21 protein-coding genes are annotated in these 21,525 nt (G+C 65.1%); 18 read left to right on the top strand and 3 right to left on the bottom strand.

The annotated features are described in order from the left end of the window. Positions 1–30 precede the first annotated feature (30 nt). Both QQS14_RS14585 and QQS14_RS14580 read left to right on the top strand, forming a co-directional pair. Positions 31–1,503: an alpha,alpha-trehalose-phosphate synthase (UDP-forming) gene (locus QQS14_RS14585; RefSeq protein ID WP_285907748.1), complete on the top strand. Its 1,473-nt coding sequence runs from the start codon at positions 31–33 to the stop codon at positions 1,501–1,503. A gap of 3 nt (positions 1,504–1,506) precedes the next feature. Beyond that, the gene (locus tag QQS14_RS14580) at positions 1,507–1,740 is read left to right on the top strand and encodes a hypothetical protein (RefSeq protein ID WP_285907747.1); all 234 of its coding nucleotides are present in this window, start codon (positions 1,507–1,509) and stop codon (positions 1,738–1,740) included. Between the two features lie 54 nt (positions 1,741–1,794). On the opposite strand, the gene QQS14_RS14575 is transcribed toward QQS14_RS14580, so the two are convergent. Continuing rightward, positions 1,795–2,733 (bottom strand): sensor domain-containing diguanylate cyclase, encoded by a 939-nt coding sequence (locus tag QQS14_RS14575; protein WP_285907746.1) that lies wholly within the window; start codon positions 2,731–2,733, stop codon positions 1,795–1,797. A 186-nt stretch (positions 2,734–2,919) separates the two neighbouring features. Between QQS14_RS14575 and QQS14_RS14570 the strand changes: the two genes are divergently transcribed. From QQS14_RS14570 to QQS14_RS14525, 10 genes are all read left to right on the top strand, one after another. Further along, complete coding sequence (locus QQS14_RS14570; protein ID WP_285907745.1) at positions 2,920–3,381, top strand: hypothetical protein; 462 nt, start codon at positions 2,920–2,922, stop codon at positions 3,379–3,381. Between the two features lie 330 nt (positions 3,382–3,711). Next, complete coding sequence (locus QQS14_RS14565; protein WP_285907744.1) at positions 3,712–5,781, top strand: ATP-binding protein; 2,070 nt, start codon at positions 3,712–3,714, stop codon at positions 5,779–5,781. 73 nt (positions 5,782–5,854) lie between these two features. After that, positions 5,855–6,367, top strand: coding sequence for an alpha/beta fold hydrolase (locus QQS14_RS14560; protein WP_285907743.1), 513 nt, complete (start codon positions 5,855–5,857; stop codon positions 6,365–6,367). Continuing rightward, positions 6,364–7,560: a rhodanese-like domain-containing protein gene (locus QQS14_RS14555; protein ID WP_285907742.1), complete on the top strand. Its 1,197-nt coding sequence runs from the start codon at positions 6,364–6,366 to the stop codon at positions 7,558–7,560. The genes QQS14_RS14560 and QQS14_RS14555 overlap by 4 nt, the downstream gene beginning before the upstream one ends. A 2-nt stretch (positions 7,561–7,562) precedes the next feature. Continuing rightward, positions 7,563–8,537, top strand: coding sequence for an ABC transporter substrate-binding protein (locus QQS14_RS14550; protein WP_285907741.1), 975 nt, complete (start codon positions 7,563–7,565; stop codon positions 8,535–8,537). Then, complete coding sequence (locus tag QQS14_RS14545) at positions 8,534–10,468, top strand: SpoIIE family protein phosphatase (protein WP_285907740.1); 1,935 nt, start codon at positions 8,534–8,536, stop codon at positions 10,466–10,468. The genes QQS14_RS14550 and QQS14_RS14545 overlap by 4 nt, the downstream gene beginning before the upstream one ends. A gap of 12 nt (positions 10,469–10,480) precedes the next feature. Continuing rightward, on the top strand, positions 10,481–10,810 hold the full coding sequence (locus QQS14_RS14540; RefSeq protein WP_285907739.1) for an STAS domain-containing protein: 330 nt from the start codon (positions 10,481–10,483) through the stop codon (positions 10,808–10,810). A gap of 4 nt (positions 10,811–10,814) precedes the next feature. Next, positions 10,815–11,231: an ATP-binding protein gene (locus tag QQS14_RS14535; RefSeq protein WP_285907738.1), complete on the top strand. Its 417-nt coding sequence runs from the start codon at positions 10,815–10,817 to the stop codon at positions 11,229–11,231. Between the two features lie 158 nt (positions 11,232–11,389). Then, positions 11,390–11,704, top strand: a complete 315-nt coding sequence (locus QQS14_RS14530; protein ID WP_285907737.1) for a phage regulatory CII family protein — start codon at positions 11,390–11,392, stop codon at positions 11,702–11,704. 153 nt (positions 11,705–11,857) lie between these two features. After that, entirely contained in the window at positions 11,858–13,126 is a 1,269-nt protein-coding gene (locus tag QQS14_RS14525; protein ID WP_285907736.1) for a class II fructose-bisphosphate aldolase, read from the top strand. Positions 13,127–13,202: 76 nt separating this feature from the next. On the opposite strand, the gene ychF is transcribed toward QQS14_RS14525, so the two are convergent. Then, the gene (gene ychF / locus QQS14_RS14520; protein ID WP_285907735.1) at positions 13,203–14,300 is read right to left on the bottom strand and encodes a redox-regulated ATPase YchF; all 1,098 of its coding nucleotides are present in this window, start codon (positions 14,298–14,300) and stop codon (positions 13,203–13,205) included. 262 nt (positions 14,301–14,562) lie between these two features. Between ychF and QQS14_RS14515 the strand changes: the two genes are divergently transcribed. The 4 genes from QQS14_RS14515 (at position 14,563) to QQS14_RS14500 (ending at position 16,750) form a co-directional block, all read left to right on the top strand. Then, positions 14,563–15,216 carry a TetR/AcrR family transcriptional regulator gene (locus QQS14_RS14515; protein ID WP_285907734.1) on the top strand — a complete coding sequence of 218 codons (654 nt, stop codon included), beginning with the start codon at positions 14,563–14,565 and terminating at the stop codon, positions 15,214–15,216. Between the two features lie 10 nt (positions 15,217–15,226). Beyond that, positions 15,227–15,349 (top strand): hypothetical protein, encoded by a 123-nt coding sequence (locus QQS14_RS14510; RefSeq protein WP_285907733.1) that lies wholly within the window; start codon positions 15,227–15,229, stop codon positions 15,347–15,349. Between the two features lie 404 nt (positions 15,350–15,753). Continuing rightward, on the top strand, positions 15,754–16,002 hold the full coding sequence (locus tag QQS14_RS14505; RefSeq protein WP_285907732.1) for a phage regulatory CII family protein: 249 nt from the start codon (positions 15,754–15,756) through the stop codon (positions 16,000–16,002). 184 nt (positions 16,003–16,186) lie between these two features. Beyond that, positions 16,187–16,750 (top strand): hypothetical protein, encoded by a 564-nt coding sequence (locus QQS14_RS14500; RefSeq protein WP_285907731.1) that lies wholly within the window; start codon positions 16,187–16,189, stop codon positions 16,748–16,750. 12 nt (positions 16,751–16,762) lie between these two features. Here the strand turns inward: QQS14_RS14500 and QQS14_RS14495 are convergent, their stop codons facing one another. Beyond that, the gene (locus QQS14_RS14495; protein WP_285907730.1) at positions 16,763–18,805 is read right to left on the bottom strand and encodes a methyl-accepting chemotaxis protein; all 2,043 of its coding nucleotides are present in this window, start codon (positions 18,803–18,805) and stop codon (positions 16,763–16,765) included. Positions 18,806–19,046: 241 nt separating this feature from the next. On the opposite strand from QQS14_RS14495, the gene QQS14_RS14490 reads away from it, so the two are divergent. Next, positions 19,047–20,354: a right-handed parallel beta-helix repeat-containing protein gene (locus QQS14_RS14490; RefSeq protein ID WP_285907729.1), complete on the top strand. Its 1,308-nt coding sequence runs from the start codon at positions 19,047–19,049 to the stop codon at positions 20,352–20,354. Positions 20,355–20,465: 111 nt separating this feature from the next. Further along, entirely contained in the window at positions 20,466–21,515 is a 1,050-nt protein-coding gene (locus QQS14_RS14485) for a GSU2403 family nucleotidyltransferase fold protein (protein WP_285907728.1), read from the top strand. Positions 21,516–21,525: the final 10 nt, after the last annotated feature.

The raw sequence follows: 21,525 nt of genomic DNA, 5'->3' as shown, positions 1-21,525 counted from the left end.
TAGAAAGAAGAAAACCAACCGGGGGAATCCATGGAATCGGAAACACGACGACTGGTGGTGGTTTCCAACCGCCTTCCAGCGGCCCTGAGCCTGGAGGACGGCCGCTGGCAGGTCAAGGCCGGGGCGGGCGGACTGGTCTCGGCCCTGGCCCCGGCGCTGCGCAACCGGGGCGGCATGTGGATAGGCTGGTCCGGCACCTCGAACCCGGAAGCGGACGTTGCCGGACTGCTGGCGGATTTCTCTTCCGAGGCCGGGTACGATCTGTGCACCGTGCCCCTGACCGCCGACGAGGTGGCAGGCTACTACTTCGGCTTTTCCAACGAAATCATCTGGCCGCTGTTTCACGATCTGCAAACCCGCTGCCGGTTCGACCCGGACTACTGGCGCATGTACCTCGACGTGAACTTCAAGTTCGCCGAGGTGGTGGCGCGCAAGACCACCCCGGACGACTACATCTGGATTCACGACTACCACCTCATGCACCAGGCCTTCTTCCTCAAGAGCATGGGGGTCAAGCGCAAGACCGGCTTCTTCCTGCACATCCCCTTTCCGCCGCCGGACATCTTCATGAAGCTGCCCTGGCGATGGAAGCTGATCCAGGCCCTGACCGAGTTCGACCTCGTGGGCTTCCAGACCCTTCAGGATCGGCGCAACTTCACCAGCTGCCTGCATCGGCTCATGCCCGAGGCCAGGGTCTCGGGGCGCGGCGCGGTAGTGACGGTGGACATGGGCAACAACAGCCTGCGCGTGGGCGCGTTCCCCATCTCCATCGACTACAACCAGTTTGCAGACATCGCCCGGCGGCCCGAGGTGGCGGACAGGGCCTTTGCCATCAAGGAGGCGCTGCGCCACCGCAAGATCATCCTGGGCGTGGACCGGCTCGACTACACCAAGGGCATCCCCGAGCGCATCCGCTCCATCCGGACCATGCTGCACCGCTACCCGGACCTCAAGGGACAGGTCAATTTCGTCCAGATCGCGGTGCCCAGCCGCGAGGAAGTGGACGAATACAAGGAACTGCGCACCGAGATCGAGCAGCTGGTGGGCCGGGTCAACGGCGAGTTCTCCTTCCCGGGCTGGGTGCCCGTCCACTACCATTACCGCAGCTTCCCGCCCGACGAACTGGCGGCATACTACCTGGCGGCCGATACCGCCCTGGTCACTCCACTGCGCGACGGCATGAACCTGGTGGCCAAGGAATACTGCGCCTGCAACGTGAACGAGGACGGCGCGCTGGTGCTCAGCGAATTCGCCGGGGCTGCGGCCCAGCTCCAGAAAAACGCCTATCTGGTCAACCCCTACGACCTGGAGGGCGTGGCCAAGGCCCTGCACCGGGTCTTCCACTGGGACAGGGAGGAGCGCCAGCGCCACATGAGCCGACTGCGCGACCAGATCCGCCGCAACAACATCTACTGGTGGGTCGATTCCTTCCTCCAGGCGGGCATCGCCAGAAAGCTGGGCGATTTTCCGGCCCTGGACACCATGACCTACGAGCGGGGCTGAATCGTGCTCGTGCTCAGATGCGCGGCCTGCCGCGGCAAGCTTTGGCGATACCGCAAGATCGGGCCGGGCGAGGTGCATCGCTGCCACAAGGACCGCATCGACAGGGTGTGGAACATGGAGGAGCGCGATGGCAAGGTGTGGTGCCCCTGCGGCCGGGCCGTGGGCATCGACCGGGGCGACCACTACACCATGGACAAAAAGGCCTTCACCTACTCGGGCACCAAGCTGAGCGCCTGACGAACACCGGAACGTGGGCCGTAAAGCGGGCCGGAAAGTGACGGGCGAGCGGGATCAGTCGGCCTGCGGACAGCCCGATTCGTCGCCTTCCCCGCCTGCGAAAAAGGCGAAGTTGTTCTTGCCGCAGCGCTTGACCGAATACATGGCCTTGTCCGCAGCCTCCATGAGGTCCTCGACGCCTTCCCCGTCGGCCGGGAACATGGCGATGCCCAGCGACGCGCCCGTGCCGACCCGTCCGTCTTCAATGACATACTGGGCGCGCAGCCGCTCCACCAGTTGCCCGGCCATGCCTGCAGCCATGTCCCGGTCCGCCCGGGGCAGGACGATGACGAACTCGTCCCCGCCGGGCCGGTAGGCCGTGCCCTGCTGGCCGATGACGTAGTTCATGCGCCGGGCGGCGCGCACCAGCAGGGTGTCGCCCGCCTTGTGGCCCAGGGTGTCGTTGACCGCCTTGAAGCCGTCGAGGTCGATGAAGAGCACGGCCGCGCCCGATCCCGCCTCGCGGGCCTGGGCCAGGACATCGGGCAGGTCCTTGCCCAGGGCCAGCCGGTTCTTCAGGCCTGTGAGCACGTCGGTGTAGGCCAGCCGGTCGGCATCGCGGCCCGGGTCGAGCACGGTGCAGAAATAGGCGTTGTGGTCGGGGGAGAAGATGACGTTCCAGTTCAGCTCCACATGTTTGCCGCCCTTGCACAGAAAGCGGAAGGAAAAGGTGGTGGAGCCGATGTCCGAGGTGATCAGCCGCTGCATGTCGGCCAGGGCGCGCTCGCGGTCGTCGAAATGGATGTGCTCGATGAGGTACGCGCCCTGAAGCTTCTCCCGGGTGATGCCCGTGGTGCGCTCCCAGTGGGTGTTGACATCCTCGAACTGGCCGTCCAGCGAGATGACGGCGCACATGTCGGGCGAAAGCGAGAGCCACGCATAGCGCTCGACATAGAAGAGCCGCTCCAGGGTGTGGGGATCGGAGCACTCGTTGAGAAGCCAGTTGAAGTCCATGCGGGGGTCATACAACGAACCAGTGGTCGTTTCCAGCAAAAACAGTGGATTTTCCGCAAAGATTTGCCCCCTGCGCTTCCGCCTTGCCGCCGGTTTGCGCAAACCGGTTGACACGAAAGCGCGCAACCGTAAAAGTGCATGCCATGGCACAAGGCGTGCCATAGGACTGCAATGGAGGAAACCGGTTTGAAGAACGCTGTTTGCGCGCCCCTCGTCCTGATGATCTTCCTGCTCGCCGCGTCCGGGGCCGCGGCCCAGAGCGGGGAGTGCAACGCCATCCCCTGGGGCGAGCCTATCTCGGCCGTGGAGCAGATCGAATTCTCCCATGTTGGCGACGGGGTCCACTACTACCGCGTGACCAAGGTCGAGGCCTGCGGCCTCTCGAAGATCGAGGACACCCGCGTCACCTACGGCTTCAGGAACAACAGGCTTTACACCACCATTGTGGAGATCGACAAAGCCAGGGACGTGGGGGACGTCATCGCCCTGCTCATGGACGAATACGGCCTGCCCGACCACAAGAAGGACGGCGGCTGGGACATCTACCAGTGGGACAACGACACCCTGCGCATCAAGCTCAAGAGCCAGTACACCACGGACCGCATCAAGATCGGCATGTACTACAAGCCGCTCATGGGCAAGGAATAGCAGGCTGTTGAAAAACGGCAATCTGCGGACGTTAAGCGACTGTAGGCGAGTCTTCGAGACGTACAGAAAGCTTATCAAAAAGTTCACAAATCCGCAGGACGGCGGATTTGGACGTCGGCCCCTGCCGACGCCCGAATCAAATCCTCGCGTACAGGAAGTACGCTTCGGCCTTGAACTTTTTTCGCGCCTCGCATCTCACTATTTTTGAACAGCCTGCATGGTGGGACTTTTTCAACGGCCAGCAGGGGTCTGACGCGGCGAGGTCGTGACAATCTCCCGATTTCGCCTCGCATTGTTGCGCTGCCCGCCGCAACCCCGTAGTCTGGGACCATGTGCGCGCTCAATCAACCGAGCCAGACAGCCGAGGCCATGACCGGCCCCCGGCGTGTGCCGGGCCACAGGGTGATGCTGGTCCAATCGGCCGTGATCGCGGCCGTGGTCCTTGTCTTCTCGGCGGCCACCATCGCCTGGAACGCCCACAGCCTTGCCAGCCAGCTCGACCGGCGCATCGCCAATCTCCTGGCCGTGGCCGAAACAGGCCTGTCCACTGCGGTCTGGCAGCTGGACCACGGTTCGGCCCGGGACATCCTCGACGCCATCCTGGTGGACCCGGCCGTGATCATGGCCCGGGTCACCGCCGGGCAGGAGGTGGTGGCCGAGCGGACGCGGCACTCCAGCGGCGGCCGGGAGACGCCCCTGTCCCGGACCCTGACCAGGACCGCAACCATCTCCAGGCATGGCGAGGCCATCGGCACCTTCACCCTGATCGTCTCCACCGGCCCCCTGCACCGGGACATCCTGATCAACGCGGGCTCCACCCTGGCCCTGGGCCTGATCCTGACCCTGATCATCACCCAGGCCACGCGCCATTTCGCCCGCAAGCGGCTGCTCATCCCGCTGCACAAGCTCGAACAATCCGCCGCGGCCATCGCCGGGGGCAACCTGGACACCCCGGTGGAACTGGCCCCGGCCTGCGAGCTGCGCAATCTCTCCCGGGCCTTTGACGACATGCGCGAGGCCATGCGCCACCTCATCAGCGATCTCCAGGAGGCCAACGCGCGGCTCACGGACCACCGCGCCCACCTGGAGAGCATGGTCGCCGAGCGCACCGGGGAACTGGAGCGCAACAACGCCTCCCTCAGCCGCGCCCTGGCCGAGCTGGACAGCGCCAGACTCGCGGCAGAAACGGCCAACCTGGCCAAGAGCCGGTTCCTCTCGGGCATGAGCCACGAAATCCGCACCCCCATGAACGCCATTCTCGGCATGGCCGACATCCTGCGCGACTCGCCCCTGCCCCCTGACCAGACAAGCTATGTCCAGATCATCAGAACCGCTGGCGAAAGCCTGCTCCACATCCTCGACGACCTCATCGACCTCGCCAGGATCGAGGCCGGGCACATGACCCTGGAGCGCACCGCCTTCAGCCTGGCCGAGACCGTGGACAAGGCCTGCGCCGCCGTGGAATCCCGCGCTGCGGCCAAATCCCTGGAGTTCGTCTGCACCCTGGCCCCGGACGTGCCCGACAGGCTGACCGGCGATCCGGCCAGACTCAGGCAGGTCCTCGGCTGCCTGCTGGACAACGCGGTCAAGTTCACCGACAGCGGCACCGTGCGGCTGGCCGTGGCCCGCGCCCCGGGCCGCGAGGGCGGGATGGCCGCACAGTTCTCGATCTCGGACACCGGCCCCGGCATCCCGGCAGACAAGCTGGCCACCATTTTCGACACCTTCACCCAGGCCAACGACACCACCACCCGCCGCCATGGCGGCACCGGGTTGGGGCTGGCCATCAGCAAGCGGCTGGTCCACATGATGGGCGGCCGCATCTGGGCCGAAAGCTCGCCGGGCCGGGGCAGCACCTTTCATTTCACCATTGTCTTTGCCGCGCCCCAGAGTGCCGAGGCCGACCGCTCCGCCGATATGCCCGAAGGCGCGGACAGAACCGCTCCCGGACCGCCCGCCGCCATCCTGATGTTCGAGGACTCGCGCTACAACGCCTTCGTGGTCCGAACCTACCTCAAGGACACGCCCTGGCGGCTGACCGTGGCCGAGGACGCACGCGAGGGGTTGGACCTCTTCCGGGGCGGCGGCTTCGACCTCGTGCTCATGGACGTGCAGATGCCGGACATGGACGGGTTCGAGGCCACCCGAGCCATCAGGCAGTGGGAAGACGAACACGGCCTTGCCCGGACTCCGGTGGTGGCCCTGACCGCCCACACCGGGGGCGACGACGTGGATCGCTGCCTGGTGGCGGGCATGGACCACCACCTGGCCAAGCCCATCAAAAAGAGCGCCCTCATCGAGACCCTGGTCCGGCTCGCGCGGCCATCCAATGCTTCGGCCGACTCCGTGACCGCCGACAGCGACCGGAGCTTGCCAAAGGTGGATGACTCCAGGATGTAATGGGTTGAACGATCAGGCGCAGTGTACTATACAAGGCGCAACACGCGCGGCAGGTTCCGCGCAGGAGCCGACAATGACCGACCCCCGCCTGATCTGGTGCCACGGTTCCCTCGCCGAGCCGTGGGGACACAAGAGCACGGCCCTGGCCAAGACCGCCAGGGGCCTCGGCCTCGCCATGGAAGCCATGGACTTCCGGGATCTGGATGATCCGGACCTGCGGGTGGGACGGCTGGCCCATGCCCTGGCCGGGGAAAAGCGCCCCGTGCTCCTTGCCGGTTCAAGCATGGGCGGATACGTGGCCGCAGCGGCCTGCGCCCGGGCCGAGGTGGCCGGGCTCTTCCTGCTGGCCCCGGCCTTCTTCCTGCCCGGCTACGCCGTGGACGACTTCACGAATCTGCCCGCCGCCGCCACCGTGATCCACGGCTGGCGCGACGAGGTGGTGCCGGTGGACAACGCCCTGCGCTTCGCCCGCCGCCACCGGACCAGCCTGCATCTCTTCGACGACGACCACGCCCTGGCCGCCAGCCTGGACTCCATCGACGCCCTCTTCGCCCGCTTCCTAGAAAGCTGCCGGAGGCAGGCATGACCCGGCACATCGCCCTTTCCGCCATCCAGCCGCCCGGCCGCGCACACCTCCTGGCCGCGCTGCTCATGGCCCTTGCCCTCTCCCTGGCGACATTCGCCACCAGGGCCGGAGCCTCCGAGGGCTTTCCCCTGCGCCACTACTATCCCGAGGTGCCCTACATCACCACCGCCGAGGTGCTGGCCGGATACGACGAGATCATCATCCTCGACATCCGCTCGCGCCTTGAATACGACGTGGCCCGGATCAACAAGGCCGTGCTCCTGCCCCTCAACGAGCCCGACTTCGGCGGCAAGCTCGAACGGGTCCGGCCCAGGGAGTCGGACACCATCATGGCATTCTATTGCAACGGCCACACCTGCGCCAAGAGCTATCAGGCAGTCCAGGTGGCCCTGTCCCTGGGGTTCACCAACGTCTTTGTCTACGACGGCGGCATCTTCGACTGGATCGACGCAGCCCCGGACAAGGCCACCCTCATGGGCGAGACCCCGGCCCGGGCCGGGCGCGTCATCCCGCCCCGCGACTATCTGGTGCGGGTGCTCTCCTACGACGCCTTTGCCGAGGCCGCAAAGGACCCCAACGCCGTGGTCATCGACATCCGCGACCCATTCCAGCGCGACGTGATTCCCGACATCGACGGCATCAGGCCCATCGCCCTTGATCCGCTGCTGACCCTTGTGGTCTCGCGCATCTGGACCGAGAAGCGGCTGCTCTTCTTCGACGCCGTGGGCAGCCAGGTGCGCTGGCTCCAGTATTTTCTCGAATCCTATGGCTATTACGATTACGCCTTCCTCGATGGAGGCGTGGCCGCCATCGCCGACGACCCGGACCGGATCAGGCCGGTCATCGAGGCCAACCGCTCCATCGTCAGCAACCAGGAGATGCTCCTTCGCCTCACCGGCGACCCAAATCTGGACAACAGCGACCGCAAGGTGCTCAGCTTCCTGCTGGCCAACGTCAAGTTCAACAACTACATAGTGGTGGACCTCGACGGCGCGGGCAAGACCCTGGGCATGCCCCGGGACCTGTTCATGACTGCGGTGCGCAAGCTGACCCGCCATCGCTACGCCACCCACACCGTGATGCAGGAAACCCTCATCGTCCAGGTGGACCCGCGCCTGGGTTGGAAGGGCAAGGTCGGAGACAAGACCTGGCAGGACAAAATGGACGAATTCGACAAGACGGTGGGGCGCTGACCATGGGCCATTTCCCCGGATACACACGCGCCGCGACCCTGGTCCTGCTTGCCCTGCTGCTTCTGGCCGCCCCGGCCAGGGCGCTGGACAAGACCTCCATCGTGCTGCAATGGCTGCCACAGGCCCAGTTCGCCGGGTTCTACATGGCCGTGGACAAGGGCTTCTACGAGGCCGAGGGCGTGGATATCACCCTCATCCACGGCGGCCCGGACGTGCTGGCCAGCGAACTGCTCGAAGCGGGCCGGGCCGACTTTGCCACCATGTTCCTGAGCACGGCCATCCAGCGCCGCGCCACCCTGCCCATCGTCAACGTGGGCCAGTTCGTGCAGCACTCGGCATTGATGCTCATCACCAGGGCCAGCGACAACATCGAAACCGTGGACGACCTGGACGGCAAGAAGGTCGGCCTGTGGGCCAACGAATTCCAGATCCAGGCGCGCGCCCTGTTCCGCCAGCGCGGGCTGAAGGTGACCGTGGTCCCGCAGTCCGACTCGCTTGACCTGTTCATGCGCGGCGGGGTCCAGGCCGCGTCGGGCATGTGGTACAACGAATACCACACCCTGCTCTCCTACGGCCTCGAGGAGGACGACCTGCGCCCCATCTTCTTCAGCAACCACGGCCTCGACTTCCCGGAGGACGGCATCTACTGCCTGGAGCGCACGGCCAACGCCCGGCCAACGCTGCCCCTGGCCGTGGTCCGGGCCACGGTACGGGGCTGGCAGTACGCCTTTGCCCACCGCGAGGAGGCGCTGGACGCGGTCATGGCGCGCATGGACCGGGCCGGGGTGCCGGCCAACCGCCCCCATCAGCGCTGGATGCTCAGGCGCATGGAGAACATCATCCTCTCGGACAAGGTGCCCGCCATGGGCGTGCTGCGCCAGGAGGACTACGAGCGGGTCAGGACCACCCTCATGGAGACGGGCTTTGTCGATGACGCGCCCATCTTCCCCGAATTCTACAGGGGACCGGTCCGATGAAACGACACGGCATCGCCTTCCGCCTCGCGGCCCTCATCCTGTCCTGCGCCTTCGTCATCCTCGCGGCCATCGTGGCCTACAACTACGCCTACTCGCGCGCCATCATCCTGCGCCAGTCCGAGACCAACTCGCGCCATCTGGCCCAGGAGACGGCCAGCCGCATCGACTCGGTCCTGCTCTCGGTGCAAAAGGTGGCCAACAACATCGCCTACTCCCTGGAAGACGCCTCCTTAAGCCGCGAGGACATCCTCAACCTCAACAAGCGCGTCATCGCCAACAATCCAGAAATCTTCGGCATGGCCATCGCCTTCGAGCCCTATACCCAGGAGCCGGAGCGGCTCTATTTCGCGCCCTACCACTTCCGCTCGGGCGGGCGCATCGCCTTCACCATGCTCGGCAGCCCGGACTACCGCTATTTCTACATGGACTGGTACCAGCTGCCCAAGGAGCTTGAGCAGGCCGTGTGGACAGAGCCCTACAACGACCAGGGCGGCGGGGGCGTGGTCATGGCCACCTACGCCGTGCCCTTCTTCCGCAACCAGGACGGCAAGAAGGTCTTTGCGGGCGTGGTCACGGCGGACATCTCCCTGGAGTGGCTCCAGGACATGCTCGACGACATCCGCATCTTCGACACGGGGTTCGCCTTCCTGCTCTCGCGCCACGGCACCTTCATCGCCCATCCCAACCGCAAGCTGATCATGAACCACACCATCTTCTCCTTGGCCGAAGAGATGGAGACCCCGGAATTCCGGCAGGTGGGCCGCGACATGATCGAGGGCAAGAACGCCTTTGTCCGCATCGACGAGAGCATCTTCGGCAACGAGCGCTATCTCTTCCACACCGGCCTCGAGTACGGCGGCTGGTCTCTGGGCGTACTCTTCCCCAGGTCCGAAATGCTGGCCGAGGTCCACAAGCTCTCCAACGTCATGGCCCTCATCGGCCTGACCGGATTCGCGCTCCTGGCGCTGGTCATCATCTACATAGCCCGGCGCATCACCCGGCCCCTGACCGAACTGTCGCAGTCGGCCCTTGAGATCGCCTCGGGCAACCTCGACCTGATGCTGCCCGAGGTGCGCACCAACGACGAGGTGGGCGATCTGGCCGGTTCCTTCAAGGTCATGACAAACTCCCTCAAGGAGTACATCGCCAACCTGACCACCGCCACGGCGGCCAAGGAGCGCATCGAGTCCGAGCTGCGCATCGCCCGGGAGATACAGATGGGCATCCTGCCCAAGCTCTTCCCGGCCTTCCCTGACCGCACCGAGTTCGAGGTCTTTGCCTCCATCGAACCGGCCAAGGAAGTGGGCGGCGACCTCTACGACTTCTTCTTCGTGGACGACACCCATTTCTGCTTCCTGGTGGGTGATGTGTCGGGCAAGGGCGTGCCAGCCGCCTTCTTCATGGCCGTGACCAAGACCCTGCTCAAGGTGGTGGCCGAGAAGGGCCTCGACCCCGGCCAGATCCTGACCAAGGTCAACGCCGATCTGGCCTCGGAAAACGAGTCGTGCATGTTCGTCACCCTGTTCCTGGCCATCATCGACATCGAAACCGGCGAAACCCGCTACGCCAACGCGGGGCACAACCCGCCCATCCACCTGCCCTGCGGCGGCGAGCCCTGCTGGATTCCCCCCTTTGGCGAGCCGGTGGCCGGAGTCATGGACGGCATGGAATACTCCACCCGGACCATGACCATGGCCCCGGGCGACATCCTCTTCATCTACACCGACGGCGTGACCGAGGCCATGAACCCGGAGCAGGATCTCTACTCCGATGAACGGCTCATGCGCACCGTGGCCGAGATGCCGGAGCGGTTCGCCCCGGCCCTGGTCAAAACCGTCAACGACTCGGTGGCCGCCTTTGCGCGCGGGGCCGAGCCATCGGACGACATCACCATGCTCGCCATGCAGTTCTGCGGCAAGTGTGACAAATAAAAGGAGACATTCATGGAATTCAGCAGCAGCAAGCACGGGGACAAACTCGTGGTGACCGTGGCCGGACGCATGGACGCCATCACCGCCCAGGAGTTTGACACCCAGTGCCGCCAGTGGCTCGCGGCGGGCGACACCAACGTCATCGCCGACCTCTCGGGCCTCGAATACATCAGCTCCGCCGGGCTGCGCAGCATCCTCTCGGCCGCCAAGCAGCTCAAGGGCGCTCAGGGCAGCCTCGCCTTCTGCAACCTCTCGGGCATGGTGGAGGAGGTCTTCGTGGTCTCGGGCTTCGCCGCCATGTTCACCATGCATCCCACCCTGGAAGACGCCCTGGCCGGCTGACCCCATGCCGGTCTTCGACGCCACCCCGGACCTGGCAAGCCTGCCCCTGGTCCGCGACCATGTCCTGCCCCTGGCCGCAGACGCCGGACTCGACCCGGCCGCGCTGCCGCGCCTTGACCTTGTGCTGGAGGAGATCCTGGTCAACGTGGCCAACCACGCCTATGGCGGCCGCCAGGGAACCTTCGAGGTCGAGTGCGCGGTGCGCGACGGGCAATTCTGCTGCCTGATCCGCGACTGGGGCGCGCCCTTCGACCCCCTGGCCGCGCCCGCGCCAGACACCGGGACAACCATGGAGCAGCGGCCCGTGGGCGGGCTGGGCATCCTGCTGGTGACCACCATGAGCGATCATTGCCGCTACGCCCGCACCGGCGAGGCCAACGAACTCACCGTCTGTTTCGCCCTGCGCCACGACACCGGATAATCAGCAAAACGAGCAACCCCACTCCCCCCCCCTCTCCCCATCCGCCCTGTTTCATCGGGCGTTTTTTTTATGCCATCTTGATTTTCGTTGACGAAAAACTCCGATTGCGGCTAATAATTGATACTAGACCGCAAATTCCAACATGTGGGGGGTATGACATGTTTGAGAAGAGTTTGACCAAGAAGGTTCAGGACGTGGTGCTCGAAGGCCGCATTCCCGCCAAGCTGGTGTGCAAGAAGATCAAGAAACCCTATTCGACCCTGCTGCGGGAACTCAATCCCTTTGATGTCCACGCCAAGCTGGGGGCCGAGACCATGTTCGAGATCGTCAAGACCACACGCAATGTCTCGGTGCTCGAATTCATGGCCCGGGAGCTGGGCTACACCCTGATGCCCATGGAGGCGCCGCGGCCGGAATCCCCGGCCAAGGCAGCGGCCGCCGAACCCGACCGCCGCCCCGAAGCCACCATGTAGCCATCCGCCGGACACCCCGGCCTTGCCGCGCCATGGCGGGAAGGGCCGGATACCTGCGGCCGCCGACCGGGAATGCCGACGAAGCATTTTGACTTTCCGGGACAATTCGTTGTATTTTGGCTGTTGCACACAAACTTTCCAAGGAGGAAGGGCATGTCCCAGGATCTTTTCAGAAAAGCGCTCTCCGTCGGTCGGCCGCCGAACGTGGTTCAGAATTTTCCCCATTCCGAAGCCCTCATCGTCAGCGGCAAGGTGATCGACCGGGCCATGCTCGAAAAGGGCGGTGCCATGACCATCGCCGCCAACGGCCGCAACATCTTCATCATCGAGGGAGCGCTGCGGGCCGCCCAGAAGGCCAACGCGGCCATCATCATCGAGATCGCCCGCAGCGAGGCCACCTACTGCCCGACCACCCTGTGGAACATCGCCCGGCGCGTGGACTACCTGTGCAACATGCTCGGCATCACCGTGCCCGTGGCTGTCCACGCCGACCACTACTTCATGAAGAAATGGGACGACGTGGCCGAGGCCAAGGCCGAGATCCCCTCCCTCTTTGACACGGGCATCACCTCCATCGCCATCGACGCCTCGCACATGACCGACGACCTCAACCTGCTGGCCAACATCGCTGTCTCCTCCACCATCCCCTCCTGGGCGGGCTACGAAACCGAGATCGGCGAGATCAAGGGGTCCTTCGGCCTGTCCACCCCGGTGGAGGCCAAGTACCTGTGCCAGGGCCTCAACGCCCACGGCCTGTGCCCGGACTGGATCGCCCTGAACAACGGCACCACCCACGGCATCGAGGCCTCGGGCACCGGCATCCAGGTGGAGCTGACCGCTGAAATCCACAAGGCGCTGGCCCCCTACGGCACCTCGGGCGCCCAGCACGGCACCTCGGGCAACGACTCGCAGCGCCTGCGCGAGATCGCGGCCGGGACCAGCACCACCAAGGCCAATGTGGCCACTGCCCTGCAAATGATCTCCTGGGGCGTGCGCGTCAACGACTTCGGCAACGCCATCATGACCGAGGACGGCCGCTTCGACAAAATCTCGGGCCAGGGCGTCGAGGACTCCCTGTGGGCCGAAATGGTGGCCTACGCCGACGAGAAAAAGATCAAGGGCGGCGACTACAAAAAGCTCAACCTGACTTTTGAGCGCCGCTGGCAGGGGCAGAACAAGCGCGTGCGCGAGCGCATGGCCGGGGCTGTGGAAGACTTTGTCCACCACCTGCTGGTGGACGTGTTCAACGCCGCCGACACAGCGCCCATCGCCTGCGAACTGATCGTCAAGGCTGGCTCCCACGACCTCGGCCCCAAGGTGGACTTCTTCGAGGACCCGGCCGACTGGACAGAGGAGAAAATCAAGGCCCGCGCTGCGGAAATCGACACCGACAAAGGCCCCAAGGGCGACTTCGACGACTAGCCCGCCCGTCCATGAAACGACAAGGGCCCCGACCGCATCTGCGGCCGGGGCCTCTTCTTGGGCGGATGGACCGGGATCAAACGTTGAAGAGAAAGTGGACCACGTCACCGTCGCGGACCACGTACTCCTTGCCTTCCACGCGCAGGGCGCCCGCGGCCCGGCATTTGGCCTCGGAGCCGTGCTCCACGAACTGGTCGTAGCCGATGACCTCGGCCCGGATGAAGCCGCGCTCGAAATCGGTGTGGATGGCGGCTGCGGCCCGGGGAGCCTTGTCGCCCTCGCAGATGGTCCAGGCGCGCACTTCCTTGACCCCGGCCGTGAAATAGCTGATCAGCCCCAGGCAGCCGAACCCGGTGCGCACGATCTGGTCCAGGCCGGATTCGGCGATGCCGTAGGACTCCATGAACTCCTGGTACTCGTCCTCTGCAAGGACCACCAGTTCCTCTTCCATCTTGGCGGAAATCTTGACGAACTCCGCACCCCGCCCAGCGGCCAACCCGCGCACCCGGCGGACATGCTCGTTGTCCTCGGCCACGCCCTCCTCATCCACATTGGCACAGTAGATGACCTGCTTGGCCGTGATCAGGCGCAGCTCGGCCAGCAATTCGTCCAGCGCCCTGGACTGTTCGCCAAAGGTGGACGCCGGTTCGCCCCCGTCGAGGTGGGCCAGCAAGCGCCGCGCCGCCTCCAGGGTCGCCCCTAGCCCCTTGTCGCCCTTGAGCTGCTTCTCCATGCGCCCGATGCGCGCCTCAAGCACCTGGACATCGGCCAGCAGCAGCTCGGTCTCGATGATCTCGATGTCGCGCAGGGGGTCCACGGAATTGGCCACATGGATGACGTCGTCGTCCTCGAAGCAGCGGACCACGTGCAGGATGGCCCGGGCCTCGCGGATGGTGCCCAGGAACTTGTTGCCAAGCCCCTCGCCCCGGCTCGCCCCGGCCACCAGCCCGGCGATGTCCACGAAATCCACCGTGGAGTGCTGCACCCGCTGGGGCCGGACCAGATCGGCCAGAGCCTGCAACCGGGGATCAGGAACCGGCACCACGGCCTTGTTGGGTTCGATGGTGCAAAACGCGTAGTTGGCGCTCTCGGCGTTTTGCGCCCTGGTCAGGGCGTTGAAGAGAGTGGACTTGCCCACGTTGGGCAGCCCGACGATACCGATGCTCAATGACATGGAAACTCCCGAAAGATGGATTGGCCGGGTCTCGCCCTGGCGGCGCACTCACTACCGTTCCCGGGCCATCCAGGCAAGCATCTTTTTCGGCCCCTGGCGGGCACCCGCCGTTGCAGACGCGCATTTCCGATGGGCCTCCCTGCCCGCCCAAGGGAAAATTCGACACATTCCCCTTGACATTGATTGCACAATCAATCTATTGATGAACCGTAGACTGATTGAGCAATCAGTTCAGGTTCAAACCAGGACAACAGAGACAGGCATGACCAAGAAGGAAGCGATACTCAGGGCAGCCCAGGAGGCCTTCGGCCACCAAGGTTTCTCGGCCACCACGGTCAAGGACGTGGCCGAACGCGCTCAGGTGTCCTTCGGGCTTGTCTCCCATTATTTCGGGAGCAAGCAGGACCTGTTCCTGGCCGCCGGGTTTGACATGGCCGACCGCCTCTATGTCCGGCTCGAAGAAGCCGTGGCTGGCGACGGAACCGGCCTTGAGTGCGTGGAAAGCTACATGAAGACCTACTTCGCCTTCACCGAGCGGCATCGCAACCGCTTCCCCATCCTGCTGCGCTGCTCGCCGTTCAGCCACATGGAGCCCTCGGTGGACGTCACCAAGGTGGCGGCCAAGTTCAGGCACTTCATCGACGTGCTCGCCCGTTGCGTCAGCCGGGGCATGGCCGACGGCACCATCCGTCCGCTTCCGGTGGAGGATACCGCGCTCATCATCTACGGAAACATCATAGGCAGCGTCCGCACCACTCTCCTGACCCCTTTTGGCAGCGAAGGGCTCTGCGACGAGACCATCCGCCACGTGGTACGCAGCCTGCAAGCAGCGCATGCCGAGGCCGCTGATGACACAATGCCCGGCACGGCCAAGGCCCTGATGGATTCACACCCCGGCACCCCACGGCATGCATAAGGAGAGCGTCATGTTTTCCAGCATCAATTTTTCCAAGATTTTCGACGTGATCATCGGACGCCAGTGCTGGCACCCGTACATCGAGTCCTGGAAGTCCTGGGCCCAGGATTGGGCCAAGGATTCCAACTCTTAAGCCCGAACCGGCCGAACACCTCCAAACGGCACCGAGGAATGGACCGCAACCCACACCCCTGACAGCCTGTGTACATGGTTCGGGCAGCCCGTATAACGGGCCTCCCCCCTCAGAGGGAGCCGCTTCGGCGGCTCCCTCTTCGTTTGCCAAGTGTCGCGATTGCGACAGTTGTGACACAAGTGTCGCGACATGTCGCATAAAACGCGACACATCCTCACCTCCCGGCCACAATCAGGCTCCACTGGAGGTATCATCAACTCGTTATATCCATTAGAAATAGTAGACAACCGCATCCGCCGGCACATCTTGGCACGCGGGTTGCTCTATGTGGGCAAAGTCCGTGGGCAGAGCCAGCGGGCAGAGTCATTCGCGCCCGAGAGCGGCATCATCATGTGGAGGAAGATATGTTTGAGAAGAACGTGACCAAGGTTGTTCAGGACTGCATTCTCGACAGCGGCATCCAGGCCAAGGATGTGGCCGCCAAAATCAACAAGCCCTATTCCACGCTGATGCGCGAGATCAATCCCTTTGACGCCAGCGCCAAACTCGGGGCCGAGACCCTGCTCGAAATCATGAAAGTGACGCGCGACGTCCGCCCGCTCCAGTTCATGGCCAGCGAAATGGGCTACTCCATCGACGGCCAGCGCGCCTGATCCGAATTCCCAAGCCTCCGCCCGGTCCGGCAGGGGAGCCGGGCGGAGGCCATCACCCCTTTTCGCCCCACCAGAACACCGCCTGATCTGGCCGCGCTGTAGCGTGAGACCGTGGCCCGACCAGTTGCCCCGGCCGGTTGCCCCAGCTGGTTGCTCCAGGCCACCCGACGCGCTATGGTCGGCCATGGGTTTTTTCTCGTCACTGATGCCTCCCTGGCGCAGCCCCAGGCGCACCGGCCAGCGGAACTTCGAGCGCGGCCGGGGGGCCGAGTTGCGCGGGGATTTCGCCGTGGCCGAGGCGTGCTTTGGCCGTGGCGCGCTGGCCTATGACGAACACTTGGCCGCTCTGGACAGGGAAGGACGCGAGGCGCGCCCCTCGGACCTGACCATGGCGGGCATCTGCCTGGTGCGGGTGGGCCGCAATGCGGACGGCCTGCGCCTGCTGCGCCGCGCCCTGGCGGCCAGGGACATTCCCGACGCCTGGCTCCACGCCGGATACGCCGCGGCCAGACTGGGCGATCGCGAGGGGGCGGCCGAACTGTGGTCGCGCTATCCCGACTGGGCGGGCCAGCCGGTCATCGCCCGGACCCTCAAAACCCTGGTGCGCGACATCAAGGACGGCGACGGCGACCTCGGCGCGGCCTGCGAGGCCATCGCCAGGGCCGTGCTCGACCAGGACCGCGAAAACGCCCGGTCGAGACCCTTCATCCGCCACTCCCGCCCGGTGCCGCCCCACCGGGGATACTGATCAGCAGCCGGGCTATTGCACCGGGCCGGGCAGGGCCGGTCGCGGTGCGCGACTGACTTTGACTGGCCCCTCGTCCGTATCCACACGGAAATAGCGCATCGCCTCCTGCAGGGCAGCAGCCTGACCGGCCAGCTCCTGCGAGGTGGAGGCCATCTCCTCCGAGGCCATGGCGTTCTGCTGGATCACGGTATCGAGCTGCTGCATGGCCCGCTCGATCTGGCTCACGCCGTGGTTCTGCTCAGCACAAACCTCGGCCACCTCCTTGATCAGGTCTGCGGTGCGGGCGATCTCCGGGGTCAGCCTGTCGAAGAGTTCGCCCGTCTTTTCTGCCACCAGCACGCTGTCCGACGACAGCCCGCGAATCTCCTGGGCCGTGTCCGCGCTACGCTCGGCCAGCTTGCGCACCTCGGCCGCGACCACGGCGAATCCCTTGCCCTGCTCACCGGCCCGGGCCGCCTCAATGGCAGCGTTCAGCGCCAGCAGGTTGGTCTGCCGGGCGATCTCCTCGATGAAGACGATCTTGTCCGCGATCTCGCGCATGGCGGTCACGGTCTTGCGCACGGCCTCGCCACCCGCCTCGATGTCCTGGTTGGTGTTGGCCGCGATGCGGCTCGTGGCCTCGGCGTTTTCGGCGTTCTTGCGGATGGAGCCCACGATCTCCACCAGGGAGGCCGAAACCTCCTCGATGGACGCGGCCTGCTCCACCGTGGATTGCGACAGGGTCTCGGATGCGGCCGACAGCTCCTCGCTGCCGCTGGCCACATTGTCCGTGGCCGCCTGGACCTCGGCCACCACGCCGCTCAGGTTGGTCGCCATCTCGCGCATGGACTTGAGGATGCCGCGCGCCTTGCCTCCCTCGGCCGAGGCGATGGTCAGGTCGCCGCCCGAGACGCGGGCCGCGATGCCCGCGATATCCACAGGCTCGCCGCCGATGGTGCCCGTGACCGAGCGCGAACCCAGGATGCCCGCGCCCACCCCGAACAGGGCCAGCACGGCGGACACCCCGATGACCAGCAGCAGCATGGCGTCTATGGTCGCATCAAGGGACTGCTGCTTGGCCCGAACGGCATCGTCGATGTCGTCGAGGTACACGCCCATGCCCAATATCCATCCCCACGGCTGGAACAGCCGGACATAGGAGAGCTTGGGCACGGCCCCATCCCGGCCTGGCTTGGCCCAGGAATAGTCCACAAACCCTTCGCCGTCGCTCCGGGCAACCCGGGTCATGTCCACGAACAGGGTCTTGCCCTGGGCGTCGCGGAAGCCGGAGACGTCGGTGCCGTCGAGCTGCGGGCTGAGGGGATGCATGACCATCCGCGTATCGAGATCGGTGATCCAGAAGTAGTTGCCGTCGCTCTGGCGCATCTTGGCCACCTCGGCCAGGGCCTCGGCCCGCATCTCGGCCGTGATGTCCTCGATCCACGCGCCGGTGCCCACCACCCAGTCGGTGCCGGACACGAGTCTGACATAGGAAATCTTGAGCTTGGGCTCGGTCTCGCCCGGCCTGGCCCACCAGTAGACGGTCATGCCCTCGCCATCGCGCCGGGCCACCTCGGCCATGTCGCGGATGACATAGGCCCCGTGGCTGTCCCGCAGGTCGCTGGCGTCCCTGCCCATGAGCGTGGGATGGGCGAGCATGACGCTGTCGAGGTCGTTGACCCAGACGTAGTTGTCGCCGTCGTACCGGGCCGGGAGCACGATGTCGGCCAGGGCGTCGAGCATTTCGCGCCGGTTCATGGTTCCCCTGCCCCGGTCGCGCAGGGCCTCAAGCTGGCCGTGCACCGCGTCCACCACGCGCTTGAGTTCCACCCGCTTGGACTCCTTGAGGGCATCGAGGTCCTGTGAACGGTCGTGGTAGCCTTTGATGACTCCCTCGGCCATCTGCACGAAATCCTTCAGCTTGATTTCCTCGTCCGCGATTGCCTGACGGCGGAAGTTCTCCATCTCGCTTTCCGCGTACCCGGTCATCTGGTTGATGAAGACCCAGCACAGGGCCACAATGGCGGCGGTCACGGTGACCACCTGCATCAACGTCATCCTGGTGCTCAAACGCATCGCTGATCCTCCCGACGCCGCCCAATTTCATCGAGCGGGCTTCTTCACACGGCAGACACTTGTCGATTATTCTTTGATTACGCCAATCCGGGCAACCAGGGCAAGCGGCCGCAGGAAATAATAATCCCTCGACGATGTCGGACAATGCGCACCATGCCCCTCGAAGCCATTTGAGAATATTTGCCGAACCATGTAATAAGGGACTTCCGATCCCGACCGCCAATGCCTGACAGGAGGACCAATGCCCCCCCTTGCCCCCGCCCTCGTCCTATTCCTCGCGTTCCTGCTGGCGGCCCTGCCCGCCCGGGCCAACCGCATCGTCACCGGCACGGGCAACCCGGGGCAGGACGTGCAGAACGTCCAGGCCGCCGTGGACCAGGGCGGCCAGGTCATCCTGCGCGGCACCTTCAACTTCGGGCCGGACGGACGGGTGCGCATCTCGCGCGACACGCGCATCCAGGGCGAGGCGGATTCCATCGGCGAGCCTCTGACCCGGATCATCGGCGGGTTCTGGACCTTCCACTCGCCCCTGCCGGTCAAGGGCGCGCCCCCGGCGGGCAAGGGACCGCTGGTGGTCATCCGCTCCATCCGCTTCGAGGGGGCCAAGGGTACCCCGCTCCACTTCCCCCATGTGGGCGGGCTCGACCTGCGCGGCTGCACCGTGGCCCGCGTCACCCCCCAGGAGCTGGCCGTGCGCTGGTCCGGCGGCGATTCGTTGCGCTTCCAGGCGGGCGTGGTGGTGGGCAACCGGCTCGACTCGCCGGGCAGGCCCATCAGGGACGCGGCCACCGGCGCCATCCGCATCGAGGACAACCGATTTCTCATGGAAACGGACGAGCCGCAGCGCACTGCCGGATTCGGCGTGGTGGCCAGCGGCACCACCGGCGCGGACATGGTCATCCGGGGCAACATGATTCACAGGGTTTCGCGGGGCGGCATCGAGGTGCTGGACAACGCGCTCGGCACCAAGGGACAGGGAGCCATCGCCATTGATTCCAACCGCATCGTCACCGCAGACAGCGGCATCGAATACCCGCACAAGTACGGCCCCAACGGCATCGTGGCCGGATGGTACGCCGACACGACAGGCGGCGCGGACTTTGCCCGCAACAACCGCATCGCCCTGACCGGCAACCGCATCGAGGCCCGGGGCGACGGCTCGTCCGGCCTGCTGCTCTACGCCAACGACATCGTGGCCACCTGCAACGACATCCTCATGGGCGGCGGCTCCGAGGCGCGCGGCATCATCCAGACCGGCTCGCGCGGCTTCTTCGCCAACAACCGGGTGCGCGGCCAGGCGCGCTACGCCGTTTACTGCCACCCCTTCGAGGCCCTTTCGGCCACGGCCAACACCTTTGCCTGGACCGAGCTTGGCGAGTTCACTGGCATCACCAGCCAGGTCTTCCTCGGCGGCACGGCCAACGTCCTGGTGGGCACCCCCCCCCTGGTCCTCGACCGGGGCCAGGGCAACCGTGTGGTCACCATCCCGGCCTGCACCCTGCCCGAGATCGACCCCGAGGGAGAGAGCTGGGAGTATGTGGGGGAGTAGGAGGGGGAGCGGCCGCACCATGAGCCATGGGAGAGAACACGCGCCGGACAGCCTCTACATTTTTTTCACACGCCGCTATACTTCAAACAAAAAATGAAGTATAGTGCCCCCATGAAACGGTTGCCCATCATAACCCACAGCCTGTACGCCGAGTTGGTGGACCAGTGCAGGGCAGAGCCCCGCGATCCGGGACTCTGGCCCTTGAGCGGCAGCATCGTGACCGTGCCTGTCGATGGCCAGGAGCACTGGTATTTCCAGATGAGTCGGCGGACGACTCCTGTGAAGTACCAGCAGCGGGAATACATCGGGCCGGTGGGCGATGCCAGGGTTGCCGAAAGAGTGGCCGCATTCGAATCGGCCAAGGCAGGCTATGCGAACCGGGCGGAGATCATCAGCACCCTCAAATCCGCAGGGGTCACCGCCCCCACCGGGAAGGTCGCCAATCTGCTTCTGGGTCTTCACGAGGCCGGGACTCTGGAAAAAGCGATTCTCGTGGGAACCATCGCCTTCCAGGCATACGGCGCCATGCTCGGGGCGAAGTTCGGCCAGGCGGCTTTCTACACGCAAGATGTGGACATGACGCAGGCCGATTCGATCTCCCTTGCCGTTACAGAAGAGACCTCCAGCCCCCCGCTGCTCGATGTCCTCAAGTCACTCGACCCGACCTTTGACGCCGTTCCGGGACTGGACCCCAGGACGCCGCCTGTTTCCTACATCAACAAGGACAAGATTCGCCTTGATGTGCTGATGCCCTTTTCCGGCCCTCCCAGAGGTCCCATTCCTGCACGCAAACTCAAAACCCACGGGCACCCGCAACGATTTCTGGACTACCTGATCGCCGATCCCGTCGAAACCGTGCTCCTTGTCGGGGGCGGCGCATTGACCCACACGCCCGCACCCGCCCGGTTCGCCCTCCACAAGCTGATAATCTCCCAGCGCAGAAGCGCCGTCGAAACCGCAAAGAAACGAAAAGACCTGCTCCAGGCCGAACAACTCCTGATACTCCTGATGCAGGACGCCCCCGATTCCCTGGCCGAGGCACACCAAGACCTCAAGGGCCGCGGCCCGAAATGGAACGCCCTCTTCGAGGCCGGCCTTGCCTCGCTGGACAAGGCCGGCGTCAGGGACTCGGCCTTGGAATTGTTTGGGTTGAGGCGATAGGGCTTAATTG

The sequence above is a fragment of the Pseudodesulfovibrio pelocollis genome (assembly GCF_030282845.1).
Classification (GTDB): domain Bacteria; phylum Desulfobacterota; class Desulfovibrionia; order Desulfovibrionales; family Desulfovibrionaceae; genus Pseudodesulfovibrio; species Pseudodesulfovibrio pelocollis.
The sequence above is the reverse complement of the archived record's forward strand: the minus strand, read 5'-3'. Positions and strand labels throughout refer to the sequence as shown.

Excerpts from the sequence above, each read along its gene's own strand:
- QQS14_RS14485 (WP_285907728.1), top strand. The coding sequence starts at position 20,466 with ATGAAACGGTTGCCCATCATAACCCACAGCCTGTACGCCGAGTTGGTG.
- QQS14_RS14530 (WP_285907737.1), top strand. The coding sequence starts at position 11,390 with ATGTTTGAGAAGAGTTTGACCAAGAAGGTTCAGGACGTGGTGCTCGAA.
- QQS14_RS14500 (WP_285907731.1), top strand. The coding sequence starts at position 16,187 with ATGGGTTTTTTCTCGTCACTGATGCCTCCCTGGCGCAGCCCCAGGCGC.
- QQS14_RS14555 (WP_285907742.1), top strand. The coding sequence starts at position 6,364 with ATGACCCGGCACATCGCCCTTTCCGCCATCCAGCCGCCCGGCCGCGCA.
- ychF (WP_285907735.1), bottom strand. The coding sequence starts at position 14,300 with ATGTCATTGAGCATCGGTATCGTCGGGCTGCCCAACGTGGGCAAGTCC.
- QQS14_RS14505 (WP_285907732.1), top strand. The coding sequence starts at position 15,754 with ATGTTTGAGAAGAACGTGACCAAGGTTGTTCAGGACTGCATTCTCGAC.
- QQS14_RS14550 (WP_285907741.1), top strand. The coding sequence starts at position 7,563 with ATGGGCCATTTCCCCGGATACACACGCGCCGCGACCCTGGTCCTGCTT.
- QQS14_RS14540 (WP_285907739.1), top strand. The coding sequence starts at position 10,481 with ATGGAATTCAGCAGCAGCAAGCACGGGGACAAACTCGTGGTGACCGTG.
- QQS14_RS14575 (WP_285907746.1), bottom strand. The coding sequence starts at position 2,733 with ATGGACTTCAACTGGCTTCTCAACGAGTGCTCCGATCCCCACACCCTG.
- QQS14_RS14565 (WP_285907744.1), top strand. The coding sequence starts at position 3,712 with ATGTGCGCGCTCAATCAACCGAGCCAGACAGCCGAGGCCATGACCGGC.
- QQS14_RS14560 (WP_285907743.1), top strand. The coding sequence starts at position 5,855 with ATGACCGACCCCCGCCTGATCTGGTGCCACGGTTCCCTCGCCGAGCCG.
- QQS14_RS14510 (WP_285907733.1), top strand. The coding sequence starts at position 15,227 with ATGTTTTCCAGCATCAATTTTTCCAAGATTTTCGACGTGATCATCGGA.
- QQS14_RS14585 (WP_285907748.1), top strand. The coding sequence starts at position 31 with ATGGAATCGGAAACACGACGACTGGTGGTGGTTTCCAACCGCCTTCCA.
- QQS14_RS14490 (WP_285907729.1), top strand. The coding sequence starts at position 19,047 with ATGCCCCCCCTTGCCCCCGCCCTCGTCCTATTCCTCGCGTTCCTGCTG.
- QQS14_RS14545 (WP_285907740.1), top strand. The coding sequence starts at position 8,534 with ATGAAACGACACGGCATCGCCTTCCGCCTCGCGGCCCTCATCCTGTCC.
- QQS14_RS14495 (WP_285907730.1), bottom strand. The coding sequence starts at position 18,805 with ATGCGTTTGAGCACCAGGATGACGTTGATGCAGGTGGTCACCGTGACC.
- QQS14_RS14535 (WP_285907738.1), top strand. The coding sequence starts at position 10,815 with ATGCCGGTCTTCGACGCCACCCCGGACCTGGCAAGCCTGCCCCTGGTC.
- QQS14_RS14525 (WP_285907736.1), top strand. The coding sequence starts at position 11,858 with ATGTCCCAGGATCTTTTCAGAAAAGCGCTCTCCGTCGGTCGGCCGCCG.
- QQS14_RS14515 (WP_285907734.1), top strand. The coding sequence starts at position 14,563 with ATGACCAAGAAGGAAGCGATACTCAGGGCAGCCCAGGAGGCCTTCGGC.